The following is an 11,123-nucleotide window of genomic DNA, read 5'->3' as shown; positions in this document are numbered from 1 at the left end:
GGTCTATCCGGTTCTGGAAAATCAACCATTACACATGCAGCTCATGGTGGAAAATATGATATTACGGTTCTTCATGATGATGCATTCATCATCTCCTCTGAAGATGGTTCTTCCATTGCATTAGAACCGGCATACTTTGATAAGACTCAGGATTATCCATTGACCTGTGAAGATAATAAATTCTTAGTAACAGCACAGAACTGCGGCGCTACGGTAGACGAAGATGGCAATGTGGTCCTTGTGACGGAAGATATCCGTAATGGAAATGGCCGTGCGGTAAAATCTAAATTATGGTCACCAAACAGAGTGGATAAATTCGAAGAACCAGTGAATGCGATCTTCTGGTTAATGAAAGACCCTACACTACCTCCGGTACTTAAATTAAAAGGTGCAGAACTTGCATCTGTTATGGGTGCCACATTGGCAACAAAGAGAACTTCTGCAGAAAGACTGGCTCCGGGAGTAGATCCTAACGCATTGGTAGTAGAACCATATGCAAATCCATTCAGAACTTATGAACTGGCTCATGATTATGAAAAATTCAAAGAATTAGTGGCAAAGAGAAATGTAGATTGTTATATTCTTAATACAGGTGATTTCATGGGTAAAAAGGTTCAGCCAAAAGATACCCTTGGAATTTTAGAAAGTATTGTGGAAGGAACTGCTGCCTTCAAGAAATGGGCTAATTTTGAAGACATTGAGATTATGGAATGGGAAGGTTTTGTTCCGAATCTTAATGATGGAGACTATAAGCATCAATTAGTAGAAAGAATGAAAGACAGAGTAAAATTTGTGGAATCAAGAGATGAATTTAAAGGCGGTTTCGATAAATTACCTGCAGATGCTCTTGCGGCATTAAAGAAAGTTGTAGCAGAATTAGAATAATTATTTATTTATGAAGGTAAACTATACCCTGATAGTAAGACATAGAAAAAGAGGTTGTGCTTAACTATCAGGGTACAGTTTACCCCTTTATATTTAGTCCTGTAATTAACCATTCTAAATTAATTATAAATATCTGTAAAATTGATAGTAACCTTGTGGATATTCGCATATAGGGCATATTTCCGGGGCACAATCTCCACTTAATATATTGCCGCAGCCTAAACAAATCCATAAAGATTCTCTTTCTTTGCAAAATAGTTGATTATTTTCCATGTCATCTGCAAGGGTTTGAAAGGTAATATTATGATTTAATTTAATATTTGCAATTCCATTAAATAGAGATGCTAAATCATTAAAACCTTCTTCCACTGCAATACGGGAAAATTCTCTATAGATATTATTTTCTGCATATAGCTCTCTATTTGCAGCATCAATTAAGTTTTGCAATGTACTGGTATCTCCGTCATTTAATATCCTTCGTAATCTTTCTGCTATAAATTGAGCATTTATAGAAAAAGTATCAAAAACATTCCTGACCTCTAAAAGTACTTCCTGGTCAGCTCTTTTCCTATAGAGATCATATAAGCCACTTGTTGTTAGTTCATTCTCCAATGCCACTTGTAAGTTAAGATAAGTTTGACTTTTCTGAAATTCCACGATATCTCCTAAAATATAACGCAATTTGATATATAATATGTATTCAGGGTAGATATTATGTTCATACTCAGATGATATTCTTTATCAACTTCAATATATTATCAATTACTTGTTTATCTAAAACCACATTATGTCCGGAGATACAAGTATCAAACTCCATTTCTTTATATTTTAATAATGTATTAATATATTCATATTTCTCACAATCAATTTGTGGAATAATCTCATCAGGGGTGTCACCTATATTATCTCCTGCATTTAATACTTTATCTTCTTCATCCAATACACTAATGGAATCGATGGTATGACCAGGAGTATACATAATTCTTATTTTATCTTCAGGATAATAAATCTCTTCTTCAAATATCATATTGGGAAGATATTTCACTGCTTCTCCCTCAATATAATGCTTATTATGGAACATCATATCATCCCAATTAGAATCAATCATATCTCTGCATAATTTGTGGGCAAGTATTGTAGAATTTTGCAGGGAAGAATTGCCCCAGATATGATCCCAGTGATAATGAGTGTTAATAGCAATGATCGGTTTGTTATCTTGATTCATATATTTTATATACTCCAGAATTGGAGCAATACTTAAGGAACCTAGTCCGGTATCTACAATATAATTATGTTTATTCCCGATAATAAGCTGTATATTTAAATTCCATTCAGCAGGATTGATTCTGGTGAATAGAATGCTTCTGTTTTTAATCTTTTCTATCTTCATTTTTTCACCTCTCTTTCATTAAATCCATATTATGGTATTAAAAAAGCTGAGAAAATAAGGGGATGCCTTACAATCTCAGCTATGAATTATTTTTTCGCTGATTGTTCTTCTTTAGACTGAGCTGGTGGCTCTGTAATGATTATCTTACAATAATCACTTTTTCCGTTTTCCAGGAATGCATAGATATAAACTTCGCCAACTGTTTTTGCTGTAACTCTGCCAGTAGAATTTACAGACGCAATTTCAGAATCTGTACTTATAAATTTTGGTTCCTCTACTGTATTATCAGGTTTTAAAATACCTTTTAATGAAGTTCTATCTCCAACAAATAAAGTGTATTCTGCTTTTGTCAGCTTAATACTGATAGCAGGAGGGCCAACAGTTATCTGACAGTCTAATGTAGTAATAGTTTTAAAACCATCTTTCACAGTGACTGTAATGGTTGCTGTTCCTACCTTGTTACCCGTTACTGTTCCTCCTTTGTCAACTGAGGCAGTGGATGAGGAATCAGATTTAAATGACACTTTATAATCATTTGATAAATTGTAGACTTTTATATCATAAGTTGTATCAACGACCAGGGATTTACTTGTAACATTAAGTTGAATATCTTTGGATGTTCCTTCTGCATCAGCAGCCTTTGCTGTTATTGTACCAGGCAATAATAACATAAAGAATAGAAGTATTAAACCAAAGGTAAAAGTATACTTATCACGAATTAATTTGCTCATCTTACTTTACCTCCAAGTGTAAATTTCATATAATTTACTTGTGTTATAGCTATAATAAACTTATTTTTTGTCAGAAACATGTCAATTTATACATTTTACGAAAAAATAAATTTCATAACAATTTTGTAATAAAATTGTAAGAATATACTGTTCTTTCCTCTTGTTTTAACCTGGTTAAATATTATATAATGTATTCAGTATGGAAAGGGAGGAGTTTTGATGCAGCATATATTAATAGCAGATGACAACCAAGACATAACAGATATCCTGTCAACATATGCAGTAAAGGAAGGCTTTAATGCAGTGGTTGCATCCGATGGAGAAGAAGCACTTAAACTATTTCAGGAATATAATCCTGCAGTTGTTTTACTGGATGTTATGATGCCAAAGGAAGATGGTTATGAAGTGTGCCGTAAAATACGAAGTAAATCCAATGTTCCAGTGATCCTGATTACCGCAAGAGGTGAAGATTTCGAAAGGATAATGGGACTTGATATAGGTGCAGACGACTATATAGTAAAACCATTCAGCCCAAGTGAAGTGATGGCGAGAGTTAGAGCAGTACTGCGCAGGATGGAAAAGAAAGAAGTCGCTAATATTTCTGAAAATACAATTAATGTTGGTAATCTTATTATCAACCTGGATGAATATACATTACATATTAATGGAGCTAAAGTTTCATTAACGAAGAAAGAAATCGAAACAATGTGGACTCTTGCCAGTAATCCTAATAAAGTATTTACCAGAGATAATTTACTGGACAGTTTATGGGGATTTGATTATTTTGGGGATAGTAGAACAGTAGACTCTCATATTAAGAGACTGCGCGCTAAGCTGGATAAGATGGAGCATCCACTATGGAATATTAAAACTATCTGGGGTGTTGGCTATAAATTCGAGGTAGAAGAAAATTAGAGGGATGAATAGTGAAGAAATCATCGTTTAAGATTTATAATACGTTATTCTTTCGAATATATATATATTATGCCATTATGCTGGCACTTTTTGCAATATTGATAGGTTTCATATTTATCAGATTATATTCCCAAAGCTCTGTGGATACAGTGAGACAAAGATTAGAGAATCAAGCCTCCAATATATCTGTTAGAATGTCAGAATTTGTAATGAATGAAGATTACCAGGAAGGTCTGTCTTATTTACAGGTATTACAAGAGGTGGAGAAGAACAAGAATATTCTATTGACAAATGACATATGGGCAGTCTCTAATCCCAGTGCGAAAGAGCCAATGAGTGATAGATTAGAGAATATTTCTTTAGAAGGGGATAAGCTGAATGAAGAAATGGAAGTAGTTCTTAATAATGCTTTTAACGGTAAAGCAGATTATGCTGCCAGTTATTCTAATCTGCATGGAGTTGAAATTCTAACAGTAGGTGTACCTATCTATGGAACAGGTGGGAACGTTGTTGGTGCCATATTAATTAATTCTCCTGTAAAACAGCAGCAGGATGCCATTAATTCTGGCAGAACATTAATTGTTTTAAGTGCAATTTTAGCTTTATTTATATCTTTTATTATAGCAATTTTATTCGCAAGGAATTTATCTAATCCAATCTCAAAGATGAGGATTACCGCCCTTGAACTTGCAACAGGGAAATATAACGTAAAAACAGAGATTGCTCTTAGGGATGAGCTTGGTGATCTGGCAAAAGCTATCGATATTTTATCCGATAAACTTCTTATTAATGAGCAGGAAAGATTAAATATGGAGAAGATGAGGCAGGATTTCTTTGCGAATGTATCTCACGAATTACGTACCCCTATTACTGTTGTAAGAGCCTATGCAGAAACATTAATCGATGATGTAGTAACGGATGAAGATAAGAAAAAGCAGTATTATAAACGGATGCTTTCTGAATGTAAGAGTATGGAAAGACTTGTTGGGGATCTTCTGGTATTATCAAAGATGCAGAATCCGGAATTTGCAATGGAGATGGAACCAGTAAATATAGTTCAGGTATTTGATGATATTACAAGAAGTGTCAATGCGATTGGAAAGAAGAAGAATATCACTCTGGATATGAAGAAAGACAAAGATGTTTATATTATTCATGGGGATTATGACAGATTAAGGCAGATGTTTATGATAATCTTAGATAATGCAGTGAAATTTTCTAAAGAAGATTCTATTGTATATATTCATATCTGGGAAGATTGTGGATTAAAGATATCTATTAAAGATGAAGGAGTTGGTATATCTAAAGAAGAACTTCCGAATATTTTTGATAAATTCTATAAATCCAAACTAAGACAGAATGCAAAAGGTTCCGGGCTTGGACTTACCATCGCAAAAGAGATCGCGATACGGCATGGTGGAAATATAGAAGTATTCAGTGAATTAAATCATGGAACTGAGTTTGTTTTTCAATTTAATTTAACAAAAGAAGATTATGAAGAGATGAGTGTTTAAAGAATGTAGTAAATACAATTTAACAAAAATGGTAAAAGCTTACAGCTAATAACGACAATTGCATTATATTAACAGTCTACTCGATACATAAAAGGTAAATAAATTGATTAAAATAACTATATAATAAATTAAATAAAAAACTTGAAAAATTCTTTCCGGTGATATATAATAATCTTAACAAAAGAACTCCTGAAATGTACGATACTCTTGCTATTTTGAACCTACATCAATTAATACGGGATTCCTAAATTCATATAATTATGTCAGGCCACCATGTAGTGGAAGACAGAGGTATATATGCGGAAACCCACCTAGCTATGGCTAGGAGTCAAAATACAGGAACCGGCATTTTGGGGTAATATACTAATGATAAAGGGCAGCGTAAGCTGCCTTTTTTTGCGCGAAGACAATGAGCCTGTGCCACCTTAGAAATTCATAAAGCGAATTTCTAAGGTTCGCGGGCAGTCGCCAAATGTTAGTAAGTCCTAAGATAGGATTTCATACGAGTATGATCCATCTTAGGACTTACTAACACAGGCTCATTGTCTTCGCGCAAATATATCCTTGTTTTTTAGCAATACTAATTTTATAATAAGAATGAAGTGATCACGACCGTTTTGTTTTTAATATAATATGTTATAAATTCGGAGGAATGATATGGTACACGGTTTTGTAAGGGTAGCTGCGGCTACACCCAAGATAAAAGTTGCAGATTGTGAATATAACACCAATCGGATGATAGAAATTTTAGAAGAATGTGAGAAAAAAGAGATCAAAGTAGTTGTATTTCCTGAATTATGTATTACAGGTTATACCTGCGGGGATTTATTCCTTCAGGATACATTATTACAAGCAGCCATGGAACAATTAAAAAGAATTGCATTTGCCACAAAGGATATGAATGTTTTATCTGTTGTGGGATTACCTTATTTACAACATGGCAATATATATAATGTTGCTGCATTTGTTAAAGATGGGCGTGTTCTTGGTATCATTCCCAAGAAACATATACCGAATTATTCAGAATTTTATGAAGCCAGATATTTTACATCGGGCAATGAAAAACCGATAATGATAAAATTTGATAATTATGAAATTCCTTTTGGAACGAATATTCTACTGCAGTGTGATGAGATGAAAGATCTTATTATTGGTGGAGAAATATGTGAAGACCTGTGGGTCTCAATTCCTCCATCCTCTCACCATGCCCTTGCAGGCGCAACATTAATTGTCAATTTATCTGCCAGCGATGAATTAACAGGAAAAGATAGTTATAGAAGAGACTTATTAAGAGGCCAGTCTGCCAGATTAGTATGCGGCTATATCTATGCGGACGCAGGAGAAGGAGAATCTACTACTGATTGTGTATATGGCGGACATAATATGATCGCTGAGAATGGTGTGATTTTGAAGGAATCTAAACGATTTACCAATGAATTAATATATACGGAATTTGATCTTGGAAAAATCGTCAGTGAAAGAAGAAGAAAGTCAACTTACCAGGCAAAACATAATGAGGAATATACTACGATTCCTTTTTCCTATCATGGTGAGATTACAAAACTCCACTTAACCAGAAGATATGACAAAGCGCCTTTTGTACCTAATAATAAAAGCGAAAGAGATTTAAGATGTGAAGAAATTATTTTAATCCAGGCAATGGGATTAAAAAAGAGGCTTGAACACACAAATTGTAAATATGCGGTGATTGGGATTTCTGGAGGATTAGATTCTACACTGGCACTGTTAGTGACAGGTAAGGCATTTGATCTATTAGGATTAGAGAGAGAGAATATTATTGCTATAACTATGCCATGTTTTGGTACAACGGATCGTACTTATCAGAATGCAGTGTCTTTAACTAAGAAATTAGGGGCGACCTTAAAAGAAATTCCTATTAATGAATCTGTTCTTCTCCATTTACAGGATATTGGCCATGACATAGATACCCATGATATAACTTACGAGAATGCTCAGGCAAGAGAAAGAACTCAGGTTTTAATGGACATTGCCAATCAATACAATGGACTTGTTATTGGTACAGGTGATATGTCAGAGCTGGCCCTTGGCTGGGCAACTTATAATGGAGACCATATGTCAATGTATGGAGTGAATTGTTCCATCCCAAAGACTTTGGTAAGATATTTAGTTTTATATTTTGCAGAAACGGCTACAGATGAAGAACTAAACGAAATATTAATTGATATCCTGGACACCCCGGTTAGTCCTGAGCTTTTACCGCCTAAAAAAGGTGAGATTTCTCAGAAAACAGAAGATATTGTTGGTCCTTACGAATTACACGATTTCTTTTTGTATTATATTATGAGATTTGGTTTTTCTCCTTCTAAGATTTATCGTCTGGCTAAGATAGCGTTTGCAGGAGAATACGATGATGGCACTATTTATAAATGGCTTACAATCTTTTATAAACGTTTCTTTTCCCAGCAATTCAAACGTTCCTGCTTACCGGATGGACCAAAGGTAGGTAGTGTAGCACTATCTCCAAGAGGGGATCTTAGAATGCCAAGTGATGCATCAGCAGATGAGTGGATAAAAGAACTTGAAACAGTGAAGCCTGATAAGTAGACAAGCCTTTACAATCCTAGTATAATACTCGTGATAGCAATTTTGCTTGCTTGCAAGGGCAAAATTGCTCACGGGGCCATAAAATGAAATTTTATGGCAATACGAGTGGTAGTAATTTTGTTTACTTACAAGGGAATTGCTCACGGGGCCATAAAATGAAATTTTATGGCAATACGAATGATAGTAATTTTGTTTGCTTGCAAGGGCAAAATTGCTTGTACAGGTTTATCTGATACAAAAGATAGATTTTTATCTAATACAAGAATAGGTGGTAAAAGTATGGCATTAAAAATAATAACTGATTCTGCATCCGATGTACCAAAGTGGTTAGCAGATGAATATGATTTACGCGTAATTCCAACTCCGGTAGTAATTGATGAGAAAGATTATTTTGATGGGGAGACTATCTTTCCATCAGAGTTTTATCAGTTGCTAAGAGATGGGAAAGAAGTTAAGACTTACCATATTAATGCATTTATGTTTAAAGAAAATTTTGAGCCTTACGCAAAAAACAAAGACGAACTTATCTATATCTGTTTTTCCACTGGGATTGCCGGAACCTATAATGCAGCTAATATAGCAAAAACGGAATTATTAGAGACTTATCCAGATTTTGATCTGACAATCATAGACACCAAATGCGCATCTTTAGGGTATGGACTGATAGTATATTATGCCCTTAAAATGTTGGAGAACAACGTAGAGAAACAAACCATTATAGAGGCAATAAAATACCATTGTGAACATATGGAACATATCTTTACTGTAGAGACTTTAGAATATCTCTATAAGGGTGGAAGATTAAGCAGAGGTTCTGCAATTGCCGGGGGGCTATTGGATATTAAGCCAATTATTAAGGTAGATCAAAAAGGTGCTCTTGTAGCAGTTGAAAAAGTCAGAGGACGACAAAAATCATTAAAACGGCTGATAGAGATCGTGGGTGAGAAAGGTGCAGCTTTAGAAACTCAAACGATAGGATTGATTCATGGTGATGATAAAGAGACTCTTGAAAAGGTGAAACAAAAGCTCACAGAGCAATATGGCTGTAAAAACTTTATTGAGAATTATGTTGGGTGTGCCATTGGGGCTCATACAGGTCCGGGAATTATTGGAATTACATTTTTAAATTCGGAAACACCATATTTTAGGAGGATTTATGATAGAGATTGATTTTGAAGATTTTGTAGAAGAAGTGAAATTTCAGATGACAGAATATGAAGAGCTTGATGAAACAACAATCTTGGACTGGGAAACAAAACTTCGCAAATGGGTGAAAGAACATAAGGAGAAAAAGTTTTTTCATGTCAAATCCAAAGATGATATTGCCGTATTTCTAAGGGATGAAGACGAGATGTACGAACTTGCTGAGAAGTTTTATAGAGCTTATAAGAACAATAAGTTAGATGAATATTGGAAAAAACTAAAATGGGGACGTTAAGTCCCCATTTTTATGTATACTTTATTCCTGTTCAACTACAGCTTTATTAAGTGTTGCTTTCACAGCATCGAGTAATAAAGTCTGAGTATATTTGCTATCTTCAGATAGTTCGATATCATTAATATCTACACCACTATAAAGCTGTTTTGCAATCTTTTCTAAAGATGGCTCTAAAAGAGGATACATAGTAGTGATTGACTCATCAATGTTAACGATTCTTAATGAGTTAATATTGTCTTCATCTACTACCACTTCTACATTAAGTGCAGTGTCATTTAATGTGACCATAGAAGTGTATACTCCGGCAGTATACTGTTTCTCAGCGTCTAGGGATGCGCTATCATCTTTATCAGGAGCAAACATAAAGACGAGTAGCAAAATAAGCAGAATGCCAAGTCCTACGAATATTGCTGTATATATTATCTCTTTTAACTGAATTATAACTATTCTTGTTTTTGACATTATTTATCCCCCAAATCATTACTTTCTATATTTTATGAAACCTAAAAGTAAATTATGAATAAGTTTATATAAATCTTGAAGGGAAATTCCATATTCTTAAAAAAGCAAGATATCAAAAAGGAAATGGAAAATTTTTGAAATATAGTTAAGGAATAAAAGGTTTGATTTAGATGCTGATTACTTAGATGATAAACAATTTCAATAAACATGGTTTTTGTTGACTTCTAAATATTGTTAATATAATCTAAAATGGAAAATAAATAGGGAGTCAGAAAAATTTTTTATCTTTAGTTAGCAATTGCTAACTAAAAAATCACTGATATTAGGATGAGCAAAAAAAGAGGAGGAGATTATTATGAATAAGAAATCTGAATTAGGATCCCAGACAGTGCAGAGTACGATGCTTTTGCCACTTTGGGGGCGTGCAACAGCCAGTGAAAAAAATCCTGAAATACTAAACGATAAAGAGGCAATTGAAATAATTAAAAATTGTAATTATGATTTTAGCAGCATTGCCAAAACTTTCGGGGAATTTGGTGGAATCTGTTATATTGTCAGGGCACGGAGAATAGAGGATACCATCCGTAAATTCATCCAAAAACACCCGTGTGCCACAGTGGTAAATATTGGTGCGGGACTGGATACTACATTTTCAAGAGTGGATAACGGGAGAATCCGGTGGTATAATCTGGATTTACCGGATGCTATTGCATTTCGCCAGAAATTCATTCCAGATCCTTCGCGTAATACGAGCATTGCAAAATCTCTGTTTGATATTTCCTGGTTTGATGATGTAGCCTTTCATCCCAAAGACGGTATTTTATTTATATCTGCAGGAGTGTTTTACTATTTCAAGGAAGAACAGCTAAAAGAGATTTTTAAAGCTATGGCTCATCGTTTTCCTGGCGGCGAATTATATTTTGATGCGGAATCCAGACAGGCGGTGAAGAAGTCAAACCGCATGGTTCAAAAGACCGGAAATAAAGGAGCTATGATGTACTTTTATGTTAATAACGTAAAAGATATTGAAGAGTGGTCTCCCAATATCCATGCAGTTGCCTGTGAGAAATATTTTGAAGGGATACCAGCAAACAGAGAGTGGAGTTCAGGAATACGTTTCATGATGAGAGCCTCAGACTGGTTAAAGATGATGAAATTTGTACATCTGCGTTTTTCAGACAAGTAATATATGAGATTAGAAT

The 11,123-nt window shown here is 34.4% G+C and carries 11 protein-coding genes and 1 other RNA gene; 8 read left to right on the top strand and 4 right to left on the bottom strand.

Annotated features, from left to right (window positions below; all coding sequences use genetic code 11):
* The coding region (locus tag EDD66_RS16845; RefSeq protein ID WP_123610755.1) for a phosphoenolpyruvate carboxykinase (ATP) at positions 1-885 on the top strand (885 nt) is incomplete at its 5' end.
* Between the two features lie 123 nt (positions 886-1,008).
* On the opposite strand, the gene EDD66_RS16840 is transcribed toward EDD66_RS16845, so the two are convergent.
* The 3 genes from EDD66_RS16840 to EDD66_RS16830 form a co-directional block, all read right to left on the bottom strand.
* A complete protein-coding gene (locus tag EDD66_RS16840; protein WP_170164408.1) occupies positions 1,009-1,542 on the bottom strand; it encodes a rubrerythrin family protein in 534 nt (177 codons plus the stop codon).
* 67 nt (positions 1,543-1,609) lie between these two features.
* A complete protein-coding gene (locus EDD66_RS16835; RefSeq protein ID WP_123610753.1) occupies positions 1,610-2,275 on the bottom strand; it encodes an MBL fold metallo-hydrolase in 666 nt (221 codons plus the stop codon).
* An 86-nt stretch (positions 2,276-2,361) separates the two neighbouring features.
* Positions 2,362-3,006 carry an Ig-like domain-containing protein gene (locus EDD66_RS16830; protein ID WP_123610752.1) on the bottom strand — a complete coding sequence of 215 codons (645 nt, stop codon included), beginning with the start codon at positions 3,004-3,006 and terminating at the stop codon, positions 2,362-2,364.
* A gap of 219 nt (positions 3,007-3,225) precedes the next feature.
* On the opposite strand from EDD66_RS16830, the gene EDD66_RS16825 reads away from it, so the two are divergent.
* The 6 genes from EDD66_RS16825 (at position 3,226) to EDD66_RS16800 (ending at position 9,459) form a co-directional block, all read left to right on the top strand.
* Positions 3,226-3,921: a response regulator transcription factor gene (locus tag EDD66_RS16825; RefSeq protein WP_123610751.1), complete on the top strand. Its 696-nt coding sequence runs from the start codon at positions 3,226-3,228 to the stop codon at positions 3,919-3,921.
* 11 nt (positions 3,922-3,932) lie between these two features.
* The gene (locus EDD66_RS16820; RefSeq protein WP_123610750.1) at positions 3,933-5,435 is read left to right on the top strand and encodes a sensor histidine kinase; all 1,503 of its coding nucleotides are present in this window, start codon (positions 3,933-3,935) and stop codon (positions 5,433-5,435) included.
* 183 nt (positions 5,436-5,618) lie between these two features.
* Positions 5,619-5,796, top strand: a non-coding RNA gene (gene ssrS / locus EDD66_RS16815) — 6S RNA.
* A 296-nt stretch (positions 5,797-6,092) separates the two neighbouring features.
* Positions 6,093-8,021 (top strand): NAD(+) synthase, encoded by a 1,929-nt coding sequence (locus tag EDD66_RS16810; protein WP_123610749.1) that lies wholly within the window; start codon positions 6,093-6,095, stop codon positions 8,019-8,021.
* A 279-nt stretch (positions 8,022-8,300) separates the two neighbouring features.
* A complete protein-coding gene (locus EDD66_RS16805) occupies positions 8,301-9,191 on the top strand; it encodes a DegV family protein (protein WP_123610748.1) in 891 nt (296 codons plus the stop codon).
* Positions 9,178-9,459 carry a hypothetical protein gene (locus EDD66_RS16800; RefSeq protein ID WP_123610747.1) on the top strand — a complete coding sequence of 94 codons (282 nt, stop codon included), beginning with the start codon at positions 9,178-9,180 and terminating at the stop codon, positions 9,457-9,459. Before EDD66_RS16805 ends, EDD66_RS16800 begins: the two co-directional genes overlap by 14 nt.
* 21 nt (positions 9,460-9,480) lie before the next feature.
* Here the strand turns inward: EDD66_RS16800 and EDD66_RS16795 are convergent, their stop codons facing one another.
* Positions 9,481-9,921 (bottom strand): hypothetical protein, encoded by a 441-nt coding sequence (locus EDD66_RS16795; RefSeq protein ID WP_330511428.1) that lies wholly within the window; start codon positions 9,919-9,921, stop codon positions 9,481-9,483.
* Between the two features lie 355 nt (positions 9,922-10,276).
* Here EDD66_RS16795 and EDD66_RS16790 point away from each other — a divergent pair, with 355 nt between their 5' ends.
* Positions 10,277-11,107, top strand: a complete 831-nt coding sequence (locus tag EDD66_RS16790; protein WP_123610745.1) for a class I SAM-dependent methyltransferase — start codon at positions 10,277-10,279, stop codon at positions 11,105-11,107.
* The last annotated feature ends 16 nt before the right edge of the window (positions 11,108-11,123 follow it).

Source organism: Mobilisporobacter senegalensis, from assembly GCF_003752155.1.
In the GTDB taxonomy this organism is placed as follows: Bacteria; Bacillota; Clostridia; order Lachnospirales; family Lachnospiraceae; genus Mobilisporobacter; species Mobilisporobacter senegalensis.
Note: the sequence above shows the minus strand (reverse complement) of the source record. Positions and strands in the feature narration are given on the sequence as shown.

What these genes read in the sequence shown, in the direction of transcription:
- EDD66_RS16830 (WP_123610752.1), bottom strand. Translation starts at nt 3,006, where the DNA reads ATGAGCAAATTAATTCGTGATAAGTATACTTTTACCTTTGGTTTAATA.
- EDD66_RS16810 (WP_123610749.1), top strand. Translation starts at nt 6,093, where the DNA reads ATGGTACACGGTTTTGTAAGGGTAGCTGCGGCTACACCCAAGATAAAA.
- EDD66_RS16835 (WP_123610753.1), bottom strand. Translation starts at nt 2,275, where the DNA reads ATGAAGATAGAAAAGATTAAAAACAGAAGCATTCTATTCACCAGAATC.
- EDD66_RS16825 (WP_123610751.1), top strand. Translation starts at nt 3,226, where the DNA reads ATGCAGCATATATTAATAGCAGATGACAACCAAGACATAACAGATATC.
- EDD66_RS16795 (WP_330511428.1), bottom strand. Translation starts at nt 9,921, where the DNA reads ATGTCAAAAACAAGAATAGTTATAATTCAGTTAAAAGAGATAATATAT.
- EDD66_RS16800 (WP_123610747.1), top strand. Translation starts at nt 9,178, where the DNA reads ATGATAGAGATTGATTTTGAAGATTTTGTAGAAGAAGTGAAATTTCAG.
- EDD66_RS16805 (WP_123610748.1), top strand. Translation starts at nt 8,301, where the DNA reads ATGGCATTAAAAATAATAACTGATTCTGCATCCGATGTACCAAAGTGG.
- EDD66_RS16790 (WP_123610745.1), top strand. Translation starts at nt 10,277, where the DNA reads ATGAATAAGAAATCTGAATTAGGATCCCAGACAGTGCAGAGTACGATG.